Here is a 20,820-nt window from a genome sequence, read left to right on the forward strand (position 1 = left end):
TGTCCCTGCAACCCCTCTATTTTCTCAAGTCAAACCGGTCCAGATCCATCACCTTGGCCCAGGCCGCCACAAAGTCGCTGACGAACTGCGCTTTTGCATCCGCACTGGCATACACCTCCGCCAGCGCACGCAATTGCGCGTGGGAGCCGAATACCAGATCGACACGAGTGGCAGTCCACTTCACGCCACCGGTCTTGCGGTCGCGGCCTTCGAACTCGTCCGCCGCCGCCGAGGTCGGTTTCCATTCCACGCCCATGTCCAGCAGGTTGCTGAAGAAGTCGTTGGTCAGGGTTCCCGGCCGGTCGGTGAACACGCCATGGCGGGTTTTGCCGACGTTGGTGTCCAGCACCCGCAGGCCGCCGATCAGTACGGTCATTTCCGGTGCCGAAAGGGTCAGCAATTGCGCCCGGTCGATCAACAGAGATTCCGCTGACACGCGGTACGTGGTCTTGGCGAAGTTGCGGAAGCCATCGGTGTGTGGTTCGAGGAAGCCGAACGAGTCGACATCGGTCTGTTCCTGCGAGGCATCGGTGCGACCCGGCGAGAACGGCACGGTGACGGTATGCCCGGCATTTTTCGCCGCCTGTTCGACGCCGGCGTTGCCGGCCAGCACAATCAGGTCTGCCAGCGAGACCTTTTTGCCTGCGGCATTGAAGTCGTTCTGGATACCCTCGAGTACCTTGAGCACCTTGTCCAGTTGCTCCGGCTGGTTGGCCTGCCAGAACCGCTGTGGCGCCAGACGCAGACGCCCGCCATTGGCACCGCCGCGCTTGTCCGAGCCACGGAAGGTCGAGGCCGACGCCCAGGCGGTGGAAACCAGTTCCGAGACGGACAGCCCGGAGGCCAGCACTTTGCTTTTCAGTGCTGCCACGTCGCTGTCATCGATCAGCGGGTGGTTCACTTCAGGAATCGGGTCTTGCCAGAGCAATTCTTCGTTGGGCAGTTCCGGGCCGAGATAGCGCGAGAGTGGCCCCATGTCACGGTGGATCAGTTTGTACCAGGCACGGGCGAAGGCGTCGGCCAGTTGATCCGGATTGGCGAGGAAGCGCCGCGAGATCTGGTCATAGGCCGGGTCGAAACGCAGGGCCAGGTCGGAGGTGAGCATTCTCGGGTCGATGCGTTTGCTCGAGTCGTGGGCGTGGGGAATGGTGCCGGCCCCGGCGCCGTTTTTCGGTTTCCATTGATGGGCGCCGGCCGGGCTCTTGGTCAGCTCCCACTCGAAGCCGTAGAGATTTTCCAGATAGTTGTTGCTCCACTTCGTTGGCGTAGTGGTCCAGGTCACTTCCAGGCCGCTGGTGATCGTGTCGCCACCCTTGCCGGTGCCGAACGTGCTTTTCCAGCCCAGGCCTTGAAGCTCCAGACCGGCGGCTTCCGGTTCCGGCCCGACGTTGTCGGCAGGGCCGGCGCCGTGGGTCTTGCCGAAGGCGTGGCCGCCGGCGATCAGGGCCACGGTTTCCTCGTCATTCATGGCCATGCGGCCGAAGGTTTCGCGGATGTCCTTGGCCGAGGCGACCGGATCGGGATGGCCCTCGGGACCTTCCGGGTTCACGTAGATCAGGCCCATTTGCACGGCGGCCAACGGGTTCTCCAGATTGCGTTCGCCCTGGTTGGTGCGGCTTGCTTCGTTGCCATGTTCTGCCGGCTCCGCTACCAGGGTGCCGTCGCCAGGTGGCTGCATGGCCTCCGGGTCCTTGCCATAGCGGTTGTCGCCGCCTAGCCACTTGTTTTCCGAACCCCAGTACACGTCCTCATCCGGCTCCCACACATCGGGGCGTCCGCCGGAGAAACCGAAGGTCTTGAAGCCCATGGACTCCAGCGCGACGTTGCCGGTGAGCACGATCAGGTCGGCCCAGGAAATGTTGCGGCCGTACTTTTGCTTGATCGGCCACAGCAGGCGCCGGGCCTTGTCGAGGCTGACGTTGTCCGGCCAGCTGTTGAGCGGGGCGAAGCGTTGCTGGCCGGAGCCGGCGCCACCCCGGCCGTCAGCGGTGCGGTAGGTGCCAGCACTGTGCCAGGCCATGCGGATGAAGAGCGGGCCGTAGTGGCCGAAGTCGGCGGGCCACCAGTCCTGAGAGTCGGTCATCAGCGCGTTGATATCGCGCTTGAGGGCCTGGAAATCCAGGCTTTTGAAGGCCTTGGCGTAGTCGAAGTCCTTGCCCAGTGGATCGGACTTGGGCGAGTGCTGACTCAGGATTTTCAGGTTCAGTTGATTCGGCCACCAATCGCGGTTCGTTGTGCCACCGCCGGCGGCGTGATTGAACGGGCATTTCGATTCATTTGCCATGTCCGGGTCCTTATCAGGTCTTCTGCGGCCGGCTCGTGCCGACTTCGGAGTAGTAAGGCTAGCCCCGACTTTGCCAGTCGGCTAATAGGCCGACTATTGGACGCTGATAGGCGAAAGCTTTCAGGTTTTTACGCGGCATTAATGCCCCTCGAAAAATCGGTTGAGCCCGCAAGAACCGCGTGCTTGAGCGCTGGTTGCAAATCCATGGCGTGAACAGTGATGGCAAATAGAAATGTTATTGTATAACATTAATTTTGTTTCATGCTGTCTCTGGCATTGCTGTTTGCCAGCGACTTTCACTTTTCTGCTCACGGAATTCTGAAATGCCTGTCCGTTCCCGACCCCTCCAGCGACGCCTGACACCCCTGGCCACCGCGCTGCTGTTTGCAGCGCCGGTGTTCGCCGCCGAAACCCTCGAACTGCAACCGCAAGTCATTACCGGCAACCCCCTTGGCAGCCAAACCCTCGCATCCCCGTCGACGGTGCTGGCGGGTGACGAGCTGACGTTTCAGCAGAAGGGCAGTCTGGGCGAAACCCTGAACAGGCAGCCGGGCGTCTCGTCGTCGTACTTTGGTCCGGGGGCGAGTCGGCCGATCATCCGGGGTCAGGACGGCGACCGCATTCGCATTCTGCGCAATGGCGTCGGGGCGCTGGATGCCTCCTCGCTGTCTTACGACCATGCGGTGCCGCTGGACCCGGTCAACGTCGAGCGCGTTGAAATCGTTCGTGGCCCGGCGGCGCTGTTGTACGGCGGCAGCGCCATCGGCGGGGTGGTCAACACCTTCGACAACCGCATTCCGACCGAAGCCATCGAAGGTATTCACGGTGCGGGCGAACTGCGCTACGGCGGCGCCGACACCACCCGCAGCAGCGCCGGCAAGCTGGAGGCGGGCAACGGCCAATTCGCCTTGCATGTGGACGCCAGCGCTCGCGAATTCAACGACCTGAAAATCCCTGGGTACGCCAGGACCAGCCGCGAACGCGCCAACGACGATGGCGACTCGAACAAGCATCGCCTGGCCAACAGCGACGGCCGTCAGGATGGCGGAGCGGTCGGCGGTTCCTACACCTGGGACGATGGTTACGCCGGCCTGTCCTACAGCAATTACGACTCGAACTACGGCTCGCCGGCCGAAGACGATGTGCGGATTCGCATGCAGCAGGAGCATTACGCCTTCGCCTCGGAGATTCGCAACCTCGATGGCCCTTTCAGTTCGGTGAAGTTCGACGCCGGGTACACCGATTACGAACACCGGGAAATCGAAGGCGGGGAAACGGGCACCACGTTCAAGAACAAGGGCTACGAGGCGCGGGTCGAGGCGCGGCACCAGCCGCTCGGGCCGCTCAACGGGGTGATTGGCGCCCAGGTCAGCCGCAATGAATTCTCGGCTTTGGGCGAAGAGGCGTTCGTCCCGCAAACCGACACCAATGCCGGTGCGCTGTTCATTCTCGAAGAGTTGCAAGCCACGGATCGACTGCTGCTCACCCTCGGCGGACGACTGGAACACACCACCGTCGACCCGGACGCCAAAGGCAACGAGCGCTTTGCCAATGCCGACCGTTCCAGCAGTTTCACCGCGGGCAGTCTGTCGTCCGGCGCGGTGTACACCCTGACACCAATCTGGTCGGTGGCCGCCACCCTTGGCTACACCGAACGAGCGCCGACGTTCTACGAGTTGTATGCCAACGGCGCCCACGTCGCGACCGGCACCTATGAAGTCGGTGATGCCGGCCTGTCGAAAGAAAAAGCCGTGTCCAGCGACCTGGCGCTGCGTTTCGACAACGGCACCCACAAGGGCAGCGTCGGCGTGTTCTACAGCCACTTCTCCAATTACATCGGTCTGCTGGGCACCGGTCGCACGCTCAATGACGAAGGGGAGCAGGACGCTGACGGCATTCCTGAATATGCCTACTCCGGCGTGCGTGCGCGCTTCAGCGGTGTCGAAGCGCAGGATCGCTGGGAACTGGGCGAGAACGCCTACGGCAAGTTTGCCCTGGAGTTGTCCGGCGATTACACCCGAGCGGAAAACCTCGACACCGGCGAAGACCTGCCGCGCATCGCGCCGCTGCGCCTGAACAGTGGTCTGTTGTGGAGCCTGGATCGCTGGCAGGCGCGGATCGATGTCGAGCACGCCAGCGCGCAGCATCGGGTGCCGGACAATGAAAGCAGCACCGATGGCTACACCACGCTGGGGGCGAATGTGGGTTACAACTTTGATATCGGCCAGAGCAAGTGGCTGGCCTTCGTCAACGCCGAGAACCTGACCAATCAAACCGTGCGCTACGCCAGTTCGATCCTGCGCGACATCGCGCCGGCCGAAGGGCGCAGCATTCAGGTCGGGTTGCGCACCACGTTCTGACTTTCCCGCAAACAGCCTGTACGCCAACGTCTCAGCGGGTGTGAGACGTTGGCTCACCCATCAACTCGATTGCTCGGTATCGTCCGCCGGCAATTCATCCAGCAAATCATCTTGCCCCGGCAGTTCAGTGATCACGCTGAAATCCGTCACTTCCACCGCACCCAACCCATATCCCAGCAGATGGAACGAGAACGCCTTGCGCGGCTGCGGGTTGTCGAAGCTGAAATCCATTTCCAGCGGTTGATCCGCCGTGGCGACCATTTCCGCTGGCAGGCCCAGTTGCACGTCCTGCTCGAACTCCTTGGCCTTGAGCTGGATGTACGCCGCTTGCTGTGGATCCACCGAACGCACGGTCAGACGCACGCGAGTGTGCGAGCCCTTGGGCATTTCCAGGTATTGCGCGCCGATCAGGTTGTCGGCCCAGTCGTCCTTGATCTGCGCTTGCAGGGGGATGACGTTGGTGCTGCCGAACTGGTAGTGCTGGTTCAGTGGCGTGCGCAGCAGCGAGGCGTCCAGCGCGGTGGCGCGGGCGGCGATCTGCCGGGCGTTCTGGCTGTTGGAATTGCCCTTGAACGTCGCGCGCTCGGCGATGAAACCTTCGCTGGCGTAGTAGCGGCAGCGGCGGGGCATGTCGCACTCGGCAAAGACGCCCCGGCCGTCGTGGTAGCGCAGCTTGCCGTTGGTGAACGACATGATTTCGCGCCCTGAATCGTAGTCGCGAAACAGCGAACGACCGCTGAGGGCCGAGGGCACCGGCAGGTCGAAGTAATCGAGAATCGAAGCGCTCAGATCGACGTGACCATAGACCCCGGCGTTCAGGCGCGGCAGTTGTGCGTGCTCGGGAGCGAGGGTCAGGTTGAAACCCCAGGACGACGCCAGGCGCACACCATCGATGCCGTGGGACTCATCGGAGGTGATGACCACCAGCGTGTCCTTGAGCACGCCCTGGCGTTCGAGGCCACTGAGGAACTGTTCCAGCGCATCGTCCAGATAACCGACGGCAGCCTGCTTCGGTGTGTCGTAGCGTTGCAGGTATTCGTCCGGCGCGGAGTAGGGCTGATGGGTGCCGACGGTCAACAGGGTGAGCATCCACGGTTGCTTTTGTTTCTTCAGTTGACCGACGTAATCCAGCGCGCCCTCGAAGAACGCCTTGTCATCCTTGCCCCACGGGAATTCCAGGTAATTGGCGTTGCTGAACCATTCCAGGCCATGGGTCGCATCGAAACCGATGTGCGGCATGATCTTGTCTTTGGCCATGAAACGCAGGCCGGCGCCTTGCAGGTAGTGGGTGGCAAAACCGTTCTGGCGCAGCTGCGCGGGCAGGCAGGCCTGATTGCGCTCGTGCTGGGTGAGCATTTCCACACCCTTGGGTGTGCCGTTGTTGAGCTTGTCATAGTCGCCGCACAACATGGCGTACAGGCCACGAATGGTCTGGTGCGTGTGCAGCACGTAATCCGGGGTGTTCATGCCGCGCTCGGCCCAGCGGCTGAGGTTGGGCATCAGGTCTTCCTGGTAATGGCTGCCGATCGCCTCGCGGTTGGCGCCGATGTAGGCGCCGGGGATGCCTTCCAGGGCGATGATCAGGACGTTGCGCGCCTGACCCGGCGCGCTCAGCAATTTGTGGCCGTTGAGGTCCAGATCAGTGAGGCCGGTCATCGGCGGTGCGGCTTCTTCGACGTCGCCGGCCAGCCAGTCCTCGGCCTGCATCTGTCCTTCGGCAACCTGGGTCGCCAGCAATTGGTGCGGCAGGTTGTACAGGCGCCACGGGTCGTCGTCACTGGGGGAGAGGTTCTGCGCGCCCCAGTGCGCCCCGAACAACAGCACCGGTGCCGCCCACAGCGCGCGAGGCAGGACCGGGGCCGGTGTGGCGCGGCTCGCCCAATGGGTCAGCAGCCACAGCAGCAGCGCCAGCACCAGCGCGACAGCCACTTCAGGATGAGCAAAACCGCCGCCGGTGGAGTTCTCGACGAATTGCGGATCGATCAGGTAGTGCAGATCCGCCGGGTTCGGCAGGCGTCCCACCGCGCTGACCAGTTCTGCCGTCGCCACGCTCAGCAGGACGCAGAACAACAGCACCGGCAACGCCAGCCACCACGGCCGGCGATGCAGCGCGACCACCAGCAGACTGCCGATCGCCAGGTCCGACAGATAGCCGAACGGGCTCGACCAGCCGAGTGCCGCACGCAGGCCCACGGGCACCATCAGCACCAGAAGGATCAGAGAGAAGAGGCGGGCCTGAGGGTGCCGCAGCCATTGATAAAGAGCGCTCACAAAAAAGACCTTCCAGCCATGAAATCGTCATAAAAGTGTGCGCGATGATAACAAGGGCGGGCGTTCGGATCGCCCTTTTAAACGGCGCGCCAGCGCCGCTGTCGGCAGCGTGTTTCCTACGGCGGGATCGCTCAAGGCCTTGATCGGCGCCCATGACAGGGGTCATGCCGGTGTGTGGCGGATGCGGTGGAGCGGCGGATTTTATGTTTCAAGCTGTTTAAATGCGCCTTTGATCCGTTTGACACTGCAATTGCGAACAACTGCGATTTACAATGCGCGACCTCTGAAAGAGATTGACCGCTGTGGATGCTTCAGCGCCGTTCCTGGTCCAGTTCCATCAATGGGTGATCGCGCCGGTCACCGAACAATTCGTCAGCCTGTTCGACCTCAATGGTCGCCTCGGGGTGGTGTTTATCCTCATGTCTTACGGCCTGGCCTACGTTCTTTTTCGCCAGCGAAAATCCCGGGGCCTGACCGAGGCGCGCTCGTTCTGGCAGTTCATTGGCGGCGGCCGGGTTCATGGGCACCGTTCGGCATGGCTGGATTATCGCTATTACTTCATCAAGGGCATTCTCCGAGTCGCCCTGGTGTTGCCCGTGGTTGGCCTCGTCGACCCGCATATTCTGCGCTCGGGCGATTATGTGCAGTTCTTCACCCGACTCTGGGGTGCCCGCGAACAGTTGCCGGATCACCCGTGGCTCGCGGTGTCTTACGGGCTGGGCGTGTTTCTGTTCAGGGACTTTCTGCATTACTGGATTCACCGGGCTTTTCATTCCCGTTACCTGTGGGAATTCCACAAGGTCCACCATTCGGCCCCGGTGCTGGTTCCGGCGACCGCCAGCCGGATTCACATCGTCGAGTCGATCATCGAACGCATCACCATCACCGCCGGCCTCGGCGCCTTCGCCGGGGTGGTCTGGTACGCCTGTGGCGGTGAGATCAGCCGCTACACTCTGTTCGGCGTGACCTGGCTGGCGCTGATCGTCAACAGCCTGGGGGCCAATCTGCGCCACACACATGTCTGGCTGTCGTTCGGGCCGAAGGTCGAGCATGTGCTCAACAGCCCGGCCCAGCACCAGATCCATCACAGCGACGCGCCCCGTCATTTCAACAAGAACTTCGCCATCAACCTGTCGCTGTGGGACTGGATGTTCGGCACGCTGTACGTCACCACCTCAACCCCCGAGGCGTTGCGCTTCGGAACCGGGGAACAGGATCGCGAGCGTTACCTGACGCTGTATGGCCTGATCGTCCTGCCATTCGTGGAAACCGCGCGGCGCTTTCTGCCCGCGCCGGTAAAGCGCAAAACCCGCGTGCTGTGAACGGCGGCGTCAGCGCCGGTTTCTGGACACGATGATGGCCACTCAGTAGCATTCGCGCCTTACGAATCTGCTCTTGCACGTCGTCCGGCGTGGATCTCTCAAGGAATAGGCATGCAAGCGTTCACCCGTGGACGGGTCGTTGTGGAGTTTGGTGATTTTCGGGGTGAAATGGTCCGCCATGAGTGGGAGGCGACGCCTGCTGGCGGGCGCCATGATCGCTTTTGGGTCAAGACCGATGAGGGGCATCTGCCGCTGGACCTCTACAACAAGCACCTGGAGGTCAACCAAGGGGACGAGGTTTCGGTGCTGTACGGCTGTGTGCCGAATGGTGAACTGAGAAGCGCAGTCTGCGTGTTCAATCACACCGATTCCCGGCTTACGTCACTGTCGGACGGGAAAGTGCTTCACGCGGAAATCCTCCCGCGCCGTTCCAGTGTCCTTCCATTGCTTGCCTGCATCGCGACTTCGGCCGTGGCGGCCGGGTTCTTCGGCTGGTGGGGCGCGCCGGCGGGGATGGTGATCTATTACCTTCTCAAAGCCGAGGCGGCCAAGCGCAACCTGTTGCTGATTAATGGCCTGAATTTGCATATGACGAAGCTGAGCAAGCGTTATGTGCGTGAGGCTTCGCGAAGCAATATCAGCCGGTTGTTGGCGCGTACTCACTGACGACATCCGAAACGGCGAAGGCAGCCTGCCTTCGCCGTTTGCATTTGACCGCTCTCAGTCTTCGCTGCGCGGGTCGATGCCGTCATCAAAGATGCTTTCAATCGGCATCTCGAATGCCCGGGCGATCTGAAACGCCAGCGGCAGGCTCGGGTCGTAGCGTTCGTTCTCGATGGCGTTGATCGTCTGGCGCGACACGTTCAAGCGTTCGGCCAGATCGACTTGCGACCATTTGCGCTCGGCGCGCAGATCCTTGAGGCGGTTTTTCATTGGTAGCGCCGCTTGGCGATGCGCAGGCCGATCATCCACGTCAGACCCATCACCGGCCAGACCCACAGCCACGGGATGTGCGGTGCGCCGACGTTCTCCAGAAAACCGTAGCTGAACGTCAACAGTGCCGATGCGGCGAAGGCGAAGCCGAGGGCTTCGAACTGGATGCGCAAGTACATTTCGTCCAGGCGGCGCATGTCGCGCACGATGGCCCAGCAGAACAGGCAAACCGGAATCATCGGCATCAGCACAATGAGGGTACGCAGCCATAGACTCGCGTCAGCCAGGTACAGCAAGGCGAATTGCGATGTCAGCAATACCGCGACGTACAACGCCATCGCAGCAACCATTTCGCGGTTGAAGTGCTTCATTCTCTACCTCCTGTGTAAAAGACGCTTTACATAGTCTTCGATGGCTTTCTCGATGTAAAGCACGCTTTCCATAGAAGTGCGGCCGACAGTCCACACGTCCGCTTCACCGGTGCGTCATGAACCCGCGTCTATAGTCAGTGGGCTGTGCGAAACGGGCGGCGCAAGCAACACGCGTCGAAAAGTCAGATTACCAATCAGGAGATGACGATGAGCCAGATCGAAAAAGTGCTCTACACCGCGAAAACCCACACCACCGGCGGGCGTGACGGTGCTTCACGCAGTTCCGACGGGATTCTCGACATCAAGCTGTCGTCTCCGGGTTCCAATGGCGGCGGCACCAACCCGGAACAACTGTTTGCGGCCGGCTGGTCGGCGTGCTTCATCGGTGCGATGAAAGCGGTGGCGGGGCAGGAGAAAATCAGTCTGCCCAAGGATCTGGCGGTGGATGCCGAGGTGGATCTGGGCACCAATGCCGGTGGGTATCTGTTGCAGGCGCGGCTCAATGTGAGCCTGCCGGGCATGGAGCGTGAGGCGGCGCAGAAACTGGTGGAGGCGGCGCATCAGGTGTGCCCGTATTCCAAGGCCACGCGCAACAATATTCAGGTCGAAGTGAAACTGGCCTGAGGTGCAATGCAAAACGGGGCGGCATGATCGTCGATCATGCCGCCCCGTTGTTCATTCCAGTCAGCGATCAGTGCATCTTGCTGTGATCGTGACCTTCCATGTTGGTCAGCGCGCGAACCGGCGCCTTCACTTCAAGCACTTCTTTTTCGCCCTTGGCGTTTTCCACGGTCAGGGTCAACGGCACGCTGTCGCCTTCCTTGAGCGGGCCGGTCAGGCCCATCAGCATGACGTGGTAGCCGTTCGGATCGAACTTGACGGCTTTGCCGGCAGGCAGATCGACCGATTTCACCGGCCCCATGCTCATCACGTCGTTCTTCATGGTCATTTCGTGAATCTGCACATCCCTGGCCACAGGCGAGGCGACGCTGAGCAGTTTGCTGTCGCTGTCGGCGGTGAGGGTCATGAAGGCGCCGCTGGCCGACTGGTTGGCAACGGTGCCACGTACCCAGGCGTCGTCGACCTGGGTCTGTGCCGAAACCTGGAACGCCAGGCCCAGCAGGGACAGACCGAATACAGCACGTTTGAGGGTGTTCAGGGCAGCGTTCATCAGCAGACTTCCATAACAGTGAGCAGATCTTCCGTGCACTCTTGTGCCGAAAGCGAGGTAGACAGGCCCAGGCGCAGCTCGCCCCGGGAGTCGTAGACGTAACTGGTGGCGGTGTGCGAGATGGTGTAGGTGTCGCCGGCCGGGACTTTCTCGAAGAACACGTCGAATTCCTTGGCCGTGGCCTTGGTTTCCTCGAGCGTGCCGTACAGCGCGACGAAGCTCGGGTCGAAAGCCTTGACGTAGGCGTCGAGGATTTCAGGCGTGTCGCGCTCCGGATCCAGCGTGATGAAGATCACCTGCAGGCGGTCGCCGTCCTTGCCCATCAGTTTCTTGATTTTCGCCGCGCGGGCCAGCGTGGTCGGGCAGACCGCCGGGCACTGGGTAAAGCCGAAGAAGATCATCGGCATCAGGCCGCGATAGCTCGACAGGGACACGGTGTTGCCGTCGGTGTCCTTGAGCTTGAAGGTGCGTCCGAGGATCTTGTCGCTCAGATCCTTGCCGTACTTGTACGACAGTTGGCCACGGGTGTCGCAGCCGGCGAGCAGGCCAAGGCCGAGTACGCCCATTCCCGCAAGCACCTTGCGGCGAGTCAACAAAGCCGTCATTTCATACCGCCTTTTGAAGCCCTCCGGTCGGCAAGACTGGCGGGCGGTTAACCGTAAAAGCGGCGCATCATACCAAAATGATCCGCCGCGCCGGCCTTCGAAGGCCGGGCATTGGCGGATCTGGCGATAAAAGGTGTAAGAAAAAATGACCCGGTAATCAGCGGCGAACGGGCTCCGCAGCGCTCCAGCCGCCCCCCAGCGCGGTGTACAGATTCACCTGTGCGACCAATTGTCCCAGGCGATCAGTGATCAGGGTTTGCTGGGCGCTGAACAGCGAGCGTTGCGCATCGAGGAACGTCAGGCTGCTGTCGACGCCGCTGCGATAGCGGTGCTGTGCCATGTCGTAGTAATCCTGGGTGGACTGCACCAGATCGCGCTGGGCCTGGAGTTGTTCCTGGTAGGTTTTGCGCGCCGCCAGTCCGTCGGACACTTCCTGAAAGGCTGTCTGAATCGACTTCTCGTACTCGGCGACCGTGATGTCTTTCTGCAATTTCGAATAATCCAGGCTGGCCCGCAGGCTGCCAGCATTGAAAATCGGCAGGTTGATTTGCGGCTGGAACGTCCAGGCGCCGGAGCCGGCCTTGAACAGGTCGGACATTTCGCGGCTGGAGGTGCCGGCGCTGGCGGTGAGGCTGACGCTGGGAAAGAACGCCGCCCGGGCCGCGCCGATATTGGCGTTGGCAGCCTTGAGCTTGTACTCGGCCTGGAGAATGTCCGGCCGGCGTTGCAGCAGTTCCGACGGCAGGCCGGCGGGCATTTGCGCCACCAGATCGCTGGCCAGTGGACGCGCCGGTAGCGTTTCGGGCACGGCTGCGCCGACCAGCAGGGTCAGGCTGTTCAAGTCCTGGGCCACCTGACGCTGATAGCGGGCGAGACTGGCGCGGGTGCTGTCGACGCTGGTCTGTGCCTGGATCTGATCCAGCGCCGACGACTTGCCCGCCTCGCGGTTGCGGGTGGTCAGGCGCAGGCTCTGTTCGTCGGCGGCTAGGGTCTGGCGCGTCAGCTCGAGCAGTTCCTGATCGGCGCGCCAGGTCAGATAGGCGTTGGCAACGTTGGCCACCAGGCTCAATTGCGCGCTGCGCCGCGCCTCTTCGCTGGCCAGAAACGTCATCAGCGCCTGTTCGCTGAGGCTGCGCACCCTGCCGAAGAAATCCAGTTCATAGGCGCTGATGCCCAGGTTCACGCCGTAGGTCGAGGTGATGGTCGATTGGCCGGTGCGGGTCACGCTGGGCGGCACGCGCTGACGTGATTCGGTGGCATTGGCCGACACCGCCGGCAGCAGGTCGGCGCGCTGGATCCGGTACTGCGCCTGGAACGCCTCGACGTTGAGCGCCGCCACGCGCAGGTCGCGGTTATTGATCAGCGCGCTTTCGATCAACTGTTGCAGCGCCGGGTCGTTGAACACGCTGCGCCAGTCGTCGTTGGTGAGAGTCGGCGGCGGTTGTGTGGCGTAGGCCGGGCCTTGCGGGTAGTGCGCCGGGTTGGGCGAGGAGGGCTGCTGATATTCAGGAATCAACGTGCAGCCGCCGAGCAGCAGGGCCACGGTCAGGGACGCGCTCAGCAGGGAAACGGATAAATCAGGCATCACATCATCTCGTACACGGAGGAGGCGGGGCAGCGCAGGGGCCGCACCCGGATTCAGATCAGGCACCGGCCATCCATTTCGCCAGGCCATGCCGGCCGCTGACGCCAAGTTTGGCGGCCGAGCGCTTGAGGTAGGTTTCGATCGAGCTGTTCTTGACCCGCAACCGTTCGGCCAGTTGCGGCACGGTGCCGCCGGTCAGCAGGCCCAGGCAGACTTCCTTCTCCCGTGCCGAGAGGCTGATGTCATTGAGGGCCAGACGCTCGTCGAACACTTGCGGCAATGACGTCTGTTCCGGGTCGGACAGCGGCACCCGGGCCAGCCTGGCGCTGGTTTTGCGGCTGATCTGCGCGTGGTGCTCGATCAGTGGCAGCAGGGTGTCGGACAGGCTCTTCAAGAACGACAGCTCCGGCAGGGAAAACACCCGGTCTGTATGGAGGCGGCAGAACGCGATGACGCAGCGGCGGTTCGAAGTGCGCGACACCAGATTGCACTGATGGACGCTGTGGTGCGGATGTCGATGCTGGAGCGAAGCCTTCAACTGGATCAACAGCGAGTCGTTCATTTCAATCATTTGTTGCAGCAGCGGGTGGTCGTCCGGACTCGCCAGCGGGTCCGGCGGTGCCAGCGATTGCGGCAGCCCGGCGCTGCCCAGCGCCTTGATCTCGACCACACTGGACTGACGCTCATCCAGAATCCATTCACTGAGATCGACCCGGCTCACCGGCACCAGCGTGTCCACCAACTGGTACATGCGGGTGGCGAACAGCTCGTCGCCGGTGCTGGCGATCAGATCGCCGAGTTGCCGATAAAAGTGCGGATTTTCCATGTTGCGAAGACTGCCGGTCAGATTCATATCCTTGTCATCCCTGATTTAAAGCCATCACCGAATCGTCTGCCGTGCATCCACCTGCGAGTTCCCACGCAATCCTTTCTCCCTGAAATGGATAGGTGCGGGATTTAAGCCCAATGATTTGTCCTACGTCTGTAAGGGAAATCGGGGACACAAATTGCCACTGTTTCCGAAAAAGAACTTCGACGTTTCTGGCGTGCTAAGGGATGCCCCGATGGCCCGGTCTGTCAGAGCGGTCGGCTGATGGCCCAGCAAACCATGGGCACTGCGGCGTTGACCTGATGGGCTGAGGCAGTCCCCTACGGGTGTGACTGGCGATTGTCCTACAAGATTTTCAGTCATTCCTCGGTGAGCTTTTGGACGGATCACCACATTTTCCCGCACTGCAAGGTCGGCAGGCGCGCCGTGGGCAGGGCGGAAGTGTCCGGGTTTCAAGTGTCATGCGGGCTAGAGGGCCGATGCTTGAATACCGGGATATAGCCATGAGACGGATCTTATGAATCATTTTGCTGTCGACGCGGCGCACGGACTGTCCGCCACTTGCGAAACCTTTCCGCTGACCACCGCCCAACGGGACATCTGGCTCGATCAACTGCGCCAGGGTGACTCGCCGCTGTACAACATCGGCGGATATGTCGACTTGACCGGCCCGCTGGACCCGGCGCTGATGCAAAGGGCACTTGAAGGCCTCGTGGCCCGGCATGACGCCATGCGCACGATCCTGTTGCCGGGGGCCGGCGAGCACGGCTTGCCGTTGCAGCGCTTTGCCCCGGCATTGCCGGCGCCGATGCAGGTGCATGATGTTTCCGCGCAGCCCGATCCGCAGTCGGCGGCACGACAACTGATTCAGGCGCGCATCGAGCAGCCATTCATCCTTGATGGCGGGCCTCTGTTTCGTCTCACGCTGGTACGGCTGGACAGCCAGCACCATTGGCTGTCCATCCTCGCCCATCACCTGATCACCGACGGCTGGGGCTTCGGCGAGATGCTCAAGTCGCTGGACGAGATCTACAACGCCCTGGCCGACGGCCAGCCATCACCGGACTCCGCGCCGTCCTATGTCGATTTCATTCATGACGATGCGCGCTATTACCAGTCCGCGCGTTATGCGCATGACCGTGACTACTGGCTTGACAAGTACCGCAGCCTGCCCGAGCCGTTGCTGTTGCCGCGTTATCAGGAGCGGTTTGCCAGGGAAGCAGCGCCGACGCGGATCTTTTCCACGGCATTTTCCGCGCAACTGCATGAACGCATGAAGCACGTGGCCCGGGAGTCCGGTGCGTCGGCATTCCATGTGTTGCTGGCGGCGTTGCATGTGTATTTCAGCCGAACCGCCCAGTGCGACGAATGGGTGGTGGGGGTGCCGCTGCTCAATCGCTCCGGCGCCCGTTTCAAATCCACATTGGGTCTGTTCACCCAGGTCAGCGCGGTACGCATGGGGTTCGGCCGTGACCTGACGTTCCGCGAACTGATCGTGGCGATCCGCGACGAACTGAAAAAGGATTTTCGCCATCAGCGTTTTCCCCTCAGCGAGATGAACCGCGCCCTGGGCCTGCTGCGCGAGGATCGCTCGCAATTGTTTGAAGTCACCGTGTCCTACGAGCACGACGCGCACGAGTATCGCTACGGCGAGGCGCAGGCGCGGGTGATCAAAGTCTCCAATCACGACGAAGGCACACCGTTGGCGGTGCATTTGCTCAGCAACCGCAGTAGTCACGAGGACAGTCTGTACCTGGTGTACAACGAGGCCTACTTTGACGCCGATGAAGTCCGGGCGCTGACCGAGCGCTTGCTGCTGGTGCTGGAGCAGGGCCTTGAGAATGCCGATCTGCCGGCTGGCGATTTCTGTCTGAGCACGCCAGCCGAATCAATCCTGTTGCAGCAGTGGAACGCCACGCAGGTGGCTTACCCGCAAGGAATGACGATCCACCAGCGCTGCGAAACCCAGGCACAGCAGCGGCCCGATGCCGTGGCGGCGAGTTTCCAGGGACAACACCTGAGCTTCGGCGCACTGAACCATCAGGCCAATGCACTGGCCCATCATCTGCTCGGGCTCGGCGTGCAGCCGGATGACCGGGTGGCGATCGTGGCCCGTCGGGGGCTGGACACGCTGGTCGGCTTGCTGGCGATCCTCAAGGCCGGTGCTGCCTACGTGCCGCTGGACCCCGCGCACCCGGCCGAGCGCTTGAACTATTTGCTCGATGACAGCGCGCCGGTCGCGGTACTGACCCAAAGCGTTCTGCGTGAACGCTTGCCGATGCTGGCGGTGCCGGTGATCGAGCTCGACCGCCGCACCTGGCCGGACAAAACGGCCAACCCGACGCTGCCACAACTGAGCGCGACCCACCTGGCCTACGTGATCTACACCTCCGGTTCCACCGGGCAGCCCAAAGGGGTGATGGTCGAGCATCGCACCCTGAGCAACCTGGTGGATTGGCACTGTGCGGCGTTCGGGCTGCGCGCCGGGCAACACACCTCGAGCCTGGCCGGCTTCGGTTTCGACGCCATGGCCTGGGAAGTCTGGCCGGCCTTGTGTGCAGGGGCGACGCTGCACCTGGCGCCGACTCACGACGGCAGCGAAGACATCGGCGCGCTGCTGGAATGGTGGCGCGCGCAGCCGCTGGACGTGAGCTTCCTGCCGACCCCGATCGCCGAATACGCCTTCAGCCGTCAGCTCGAACACCCGACCCTGCGCACGCTGCTCATCGGCGGTGATCGCCTGCGTCAGTTCAAACAGGCGCAGACGTTCGCGGTGATCAACAACTATGGCCCGACCGAAGCCACGGTGGTCGCCACCTCGGGGCCGATTCATCCGGGCGGTGTGCTGCACATCGGCAAACCGGTGAGCAATACGTCGGTGTATCTGCTCGATGATCGACAGCGACCGGTGCCGCTCGGTATCGCGGGTGAACTGTACGTGGGGGGCGAGGGCGTCGCCCGGGGCTATCTGAATCGTCCGCAGTTGACCGAGGAACGCTTCCTCGCCGATCCGTTCAGCGCCCGCCCGGGCGCGCGCATGTATCGCACCGGCGACCTTGCGCGCTGGCGCGGCGACGGCACGCTCGAATACCTGGGGCGCAACGACGATCAAGTGAAAATCCGTGGTGTGCGCATCGAACCCGGTGAGATCGAGGCGGCACTGAGCAGTCACGAGGCCGTGCAGGAGGCGGTGGTCATGGTGCGCGACGGTCAGTTGCTGGCCTGGTTCACCGAACGCCAGCCGCTGGACATCGCCCGGTTGCATGGGCACCTGAAAACCCGTCTGCCGAGTTCGCTGCTGCCCGGTGCCTATGTGCGTCTGGCAAGCATGCCGCTGACCGCCAACGGCAAGCTCGATCGCAAGGCGCTGCCGGCGCCGGGGCCGGAGGCCTTGATCCGGCGCGAGTACGAAGCGCCCGAAGGTGATGTCGAGATGCTGTTGGCGCAGCTCTGGGCCGAGTTGCTGCAAGTCGAGCGGGTCGGGCGTCACGATCATTTCTTTGAGCTGGGCGGGCATTCATTGCTGGCGGTGAACCTGATCGAGCGCATGCGCCAGGCCGGCATGAGCAGTGACGTGCGGGTGCTGTTCGGCCAGCCGACGCTGGCGGCATTGGCAGCGTCAGTCGGCAGTGGCCGCGAGGTCGAAGTCCCGGCCAATCGCATTCCGCCGGACTGCCCGCGCATCACCCCGGACCTGCTGCCGCTGGTGCAACTGGATCAGACCTCCATCGACCGCATCGTCGCCACGGTGCCGGGCTGCGCGGCCAACGTGCAGGACATCTATCCGCTGGCGCCCCTGCAGGAAGGCATTCTGTATCACCACATCACCGCCGCACAGGGCGACCCGTACCTGCTGCAATCGCGTCTGGCGTTCACCGGCCTTGAGCGGGTCGAAGCGTTTGCGGCGGCGCTGCGTCAGGTCATGGCGCGGCACGACATCCTGCGTACGGCGGTGGTCTGGGAGGGCGTGAGTTCGGCGGTGCAAGTGGTGTGGCGTCAGGCTGAATTGCCGGTGCAGGAGATCGTGCTGGATCCGGCCGCCGGCGATGTTCTGGAGCAATTGCATGAACGCTTCGATGCTCGCCGTTATCGTCTGGATATCAGCCAGGCGCCGTTGATTCGTCTGGTTTACGCCCGCGATCCGGCCTTGGGACGAATCGTCGCGATTCTGCTGTTCCATCACCTGGCGCTGGATCACATCGCGCTGGAAGTCATGCGCCACGAAATGCAGGCCAGTCTGCTGGGACAGGCTGAACCACTGGCCCCGGCGGTGCCGTATCGCAACTACGTGGCCCAGACCCGCCTGGGCGTCAGTGAGCAGGAGCACGAAACATTTTTCCGCGAGATGCTCGGGGATATCGACGAGCCGACCCTGCCATTCGGCTTGCACAACGTGCAGGGCGACGGCCGGGGCATCGACGAGTCGCAACAGAGGCTCGATGCCGATCTGGAGCAACGTCTGCGCAGTCAGGCGCGGCTTCTGGGCGTGAGTGTCGCGAGCCTGATTCACCTCGCCTGGGCACAGGTGCTGGCGGCGACATCCGGGCAGGAGCAGGTGGTGTTCGGCACTGTGCTGATGGGGCGCATGCAGGGCGGTGAGGGCGCCGACCGCGCGCTGGGGGTGTTCATCAATACGTTGCCGTTGCGGGTGGATGTCGGCGCCGGGGCACGGGCCGGGGTGCAGGCCACCCACGCACGCCTGACCGGGCTGCTCGGGCATGAACACGCGTCGCTGGCGCTGGCCCAGCGATGCAGCGGCGTTGCATCGCCGTCGCCGCTGTTCAGCTCGCTGCTCAACTATCGACACACCGACGATCAGGCGCAGCACGAAGCGTCACGTCAGGCCTGGCACGGCATCGAAACCCTGGCCAACGAAGAGCGTACCAACTACCCGATGACCATGAGTGTCGACGACCTGGGCAGCGCCTTGCAGCTGACCGCGCGGGCGCTGACCAGCATCGGCGCCGAGCGGGTTGGCGGTTACATGCATGCGGCGTTGAAGGGATTGGTCGAGGCGCTGGAGCAGGAACCGCAGCAACCGCTGAATCGTCTGTCGATCCTGTCGCCTGGCGAGCGCGAGCGACTGCTGGTCGGGTTCAACGCCACCGAGGTCGAGTGTGCGCCCGGGCAACCGGTGCAGACGTTGTTCGAGGAGCAGGTGCGGCGCAAACCGGGTGCCATTGCGGTGCAGTTCGGCGAGCAACGCCTGACCTGGCGCCAGCTCAACGAGCAGGCCAACCGCCTCGCCCATCACCTGCGCCAGCGGGGCGTGCAACCGGATACGCGGGTGGCGATCTGCGTTGAGCGCAGCCTCGATCTGGTGATTGGCCTGCTCGGTATTCTCAAGGCGGGCGGCGCCTATGTACCGCTCGATCCCGACTACCCGCTGGAGCGTTTGAACTACATGTTGCAGGACAGCGCTCCGGTGGCGTTGCTGGTGCATTCGGCGACGCGCAATCTGCTTGCCGAGTCCGGTGTGCCGGTCATTGATCTGGATCGCAGCACCTGGCACGACGCGCCGGGCGACAACCTGCAAGTGCCGGGCCTCGGAGCGGCGAACCTCGCCTACATGATCTACACCTCCGGCTCCACCGGCACGCCGAAGGGCGTGATGATCGAGCATCGCAGCGTCTGCAACATGGTGCATTGGGGCTCACAGATCAGTCCGCCGACGGAGCATGGCGCGCTGCTGCAAAAAGCGCCGTTCAGCTTCGACAGTTCGGTGTGGGAGATCTTCTGGCCGCTGTGTTCCGGCCTGCGACTGGTGCTGGCGCGACCCGATGGCAACCGCGATTCGGCCTACGTGACCCAAGTGATTCGCGAGCAGCAGATCACCGTGGTCAAGTTCGTCCCGGCGTTGTTGCAGCAGTTCATCGAGCAGGAGGATGTCAGCCAGTGCACCAGCCTGACCGATGTGCTTAACGGTGGCGGCGAACTCACCGCCGCCCTGGCGCGCAGTGTGCGCCAGCGCCTGCCCTGGGTGCGTTTGCACAACGTCTACGGGCCGACGGAGACTACGGTCGACAGCACCGGCTGGACGCTCGAACCGCACATGCCGGTGCCGAACAATGCGGTGCCGATCGGCACAGCGTTGAGCAATACCCGTTTGTATGTCGTCGATGCCCACGACCAACCGGTGCCGCAGGGTGTCAGCGGCGAGTTGCTGATCGGCGGCGTCGGCGTCGCGCGGGGCTATTTCGGGCTGCCGAAGCTGCAGGCCGAACGTTTTATCGACAGCCCGTTCGTGGCGGGTGATCGGCTGTACCGCACCGGTGATCTGGTGCGCTACCGCCCGGATGGCAATCTCGAATTCCTCGGCCGCAACGACTTCCAGGTCAAGCTGCGAGGCCTGCGCCTGGAGCCGGGAGAAATCGAGGCGCGGCTGATTGAACATCCTGCCGTGCGCCAGGCGGTGGTGCTGGTGCGCGATGAGCGCCTGGTGGCGTATTTCACCGTGCGCGCCGGCAGCGACACGCCGGGCATCGAAGCCTTGCGCGCCCATGTGCTGGAACGCTTGCCGGAGTTCATGGCGCCGGGTGCCTACGTGAAGCTCGATGCGCTGCCCCTGACCCCCAACGACAAGGTCGATCGCAAGGCCTTGCCCGCGCCGGGGCCGGAAGCGGTGCTCAGCCGCCACTACGAGGCGCCCGAAGGCGACGTGGAAATCCGGCTGGCGCAGATCTGGGCCGAGGTCCTCGACCTGGAGCGGATCGGCCGCAACGACAACTTCTTCGAACTCGGCGGGCATTCGTTGCTGGCGGTGAGCCTGGTGGCGCGTATGCGTCAGGCCGACCTGCATGTCGATGCGCGGACGCTGTTCAGCCAGCCGACGCTGGCGGCGCTGGCAACGCATACCACGGGGCAGGCCAGGCAACTGGACATCCCGCAGACCACGATTCCGCTGCTCAACCGTAAACGGCGGATCTGACCCACAACACCTGACGGGAATCTGAGAAAGGGCGGCGGCGGATTGTCCCCGCTTCCCATGTCAGCCCCCCAAGCCTCGATGTTTTAGTTTTCCAGAGCTGCGCGCCACCGGCAGGGACTCGCCGCTGCGTGCTTTTTTTCCAGAATTTACAGCAGGTTACC

General features: G+C 62.9%; 13 protein-coding genes. 5 read left to right on the forward strand and 8 right to left on the reverse strand.

The annotated features are described in order from the left end of the window. Window positions 1-16: 16 nt before the first annotated feature. Window positions 17-2,284, reverse strand: coding sequence for a catalase/peroxidase HPI (gene katG, locus N8H74_RS17490; RefSeq protein WP_262149088.1), 2,268 nt, complete (start codon window positions 2,282-2,284; stop codon window positions 17-19). Between the two features lie 323 nt (window positions 2,285-2,607). Between katG and N8H74_RS17495 the strand changes: the two genes are divergently transcribed. Next, the gene (locus N8H74_RS17495) at window positions 2,608-4,644 is read left to right on the forward strand and encodes a TonB-dependent receptor (protein ID WP_262149089.1); all 2,037 of its coding nucleotides are present in this window, start codon (window positions 2,608-2,610) and stop codon (window positions 4,642-4,644) included. Window positions 4,645-4,704: 60 nt separating this feature from the next. Here the strand turns inward: N8H74_RS17495 and N8H74_RS17500 are convergent, their stop codons facing one another. Further along, window positions 4,705-6,915 carry an LTA synthase family protein gene (locus N8H74_RS17500; RefSeq protein ID WP_262149091.1) on the reverse strand — a complete coding sequence of 737 codons (2,211 nt, stop codon included), beginning with the start codon at window positions 6,913-6,915 and terminating at the stop codon, window positions 4,705-4,707. Between the two features lie 302 nt (window positions 6,916-7,217). Between N8H74_RS17500 and N8H74_RS17505 the strand changes: the two genes are divergently transcribed. Further along, window positions 7,218-8,237, forward strand: a complete 1,020-nt coding sequence (locus N8H74_RS17505; RefSeq protein WP_262149093.1) for a sterol desaturase family protein — start codon at window positions 7,218-7,220, stop codon at window positions 8,235-8,237. A gap of 111 nt (window positions 8,238-8,348) precedes the next feature. Then, window positions 8,349-8,903, forward strand: coding sequence for a hypothetical protein (locus N8H74_RS17510; RefSeq protein ID WP_262149095.1), 555 nt, complete (start codon window positions 8,349-8,351; stop codon window positions 8,901-8,903). A gap of 54 nt (window positions 8,904-8,957) precedes the next feature. On the opposite strand, the gene N8H74_RS17515 is transcribed toward N8H74_RS17510, so the two are convergent. After that, window positions 8,958-9,170, reverse strand: coding sequence for a helix-turn-helix transcriptional regulator (locus N8H74_RS17515; RefSeq protein ID WP_217833687.1), 213 nt, complete (start codon window positions 9,168-9,170; stop codon window positions 8,958-8,960). Next, window positions 9,167-9,541: a hypothetical protein gene (locus N8H74_RS17520; RefSeq protein WP_262149097.1), complete on the reverse strand. Its 375-nt coding sequence runs from the start codon at window positions 9,539-9,541 to the stop codon at window positions 9,167-9,169. The genes N8H74_RS17515 and N8H74_RS17520 overlap by 4 nt, the downstream gene beginning before the upstream one ends. 207 nt (window positions 9,542-9,748) lie before the next feature. Here N8H74_RS17520 and N8H74_RS17525 point away from each other — a divergent pair, with 207 nt between their 5' ends. Further along, on the forward strand, window positions 9,749-10,165 hold the full coding sequence (locus N8H74_RS17525; RefSeq protein ID WP_217833689.1) for an organic hydroperoxide resistance protein: 417 nt from the start codon (window positions 9,749-9,751) through the stop codon (window positions 10,163-10,165). Window positions 10,166-10,232: 67 nt separating this feature from the next. Here the strand turns inward: N8H74_RS17525 and N8H74_RS17530 are convergent, their stop codons facing one another. The 4 genes from N8H74_RS17530 to N8H74_RS17545 all read right to left on the reverse strand — a co-directional run bounded on the left by N8H74_RS17530 (window position 10,233) and on the right by N8H74_RS17545 (window position 13,755). Then, complete coding sequence (locus tag N8H74_RS17530) at window positions 10,233-10,712, reverse strand: copper chaperone PCu(A)C (RefSeq protein ID WP_217833690.1); 480 nt, start codon at window positions 10,710-10,712, stop codon at window positions 10,233-10,235. Further along, on the reverse strand, window positions 10,712-11,317 hold the full coding sequence (locus N8H74_RS17535; protein WP_217833691.1) for an SCO family protein: 606 nt from the start codon (window positions 11,315-11,317) through the stop codon (window positions 10,712-10,714). The genes N8H74_RS17530 and N8H74_RS17535 overlap by 1 nt, the downstream gene beginning before the upstream one ends. A 157-nt stretch (window positions 11,318-11,474) precedes the next feature. After that, window positions 11,475-12,902, reverse strand: a complete 1,428-nt coding sequence (locus N8H74_RS17540) for an efflux transporter outer membrane subunit (RefSeq protein ID WP_262149100.1) — start codon at window positions 12,900-12,902, stop codon at window positions 11,475-11,477. Window positions 12,903-12,960: 58 nt separating this feature from the next. Continuing rightward, complete coding sequence (locus tag N8H74_RS17545) at window positions 12,961-13,755, reverse strand: LuxR C-terminal-related transcriptional regulator (protein WP_262149102.1); 795 nt, start codon at window positions 13,753-13,755, stop codon at window positions 12,961-12,963. A 493-nt stretch (window positions 13,756-14,248) separates the two neighbouring features. Here N8H74_RS17545 and N8H74_RS17550 point away from each other — a divergent pair, with 493 nt between their 5' ends. Beyond that, the gene (locus tag N8H74_RS17550) at window positions 14,249-20,659 is read left to right on the forward strand and encodes a non-ribosomal peptide synthetase (protein WP_262149103.1); all 6,411 of its coding nucleotides are present in this window, start codon (window positions 14,249-14,251) and stop codon (window positions 20,657-20,659) included. Window positions 20,660-20,820 lie beyond the last annotated feature (161 nt).

The organism is Pseudomonas sp. B2M1-30 (assembly GCF_025447575.1).
GTDB classification, from domain to species: domain Bacteria; phylum Pseudomonadota; class Gammaproteobacteria; order Pseudomonadales; family Pseudomonadaceae; genus Aquipseudomonas; species Aquipseudomonas botevensis.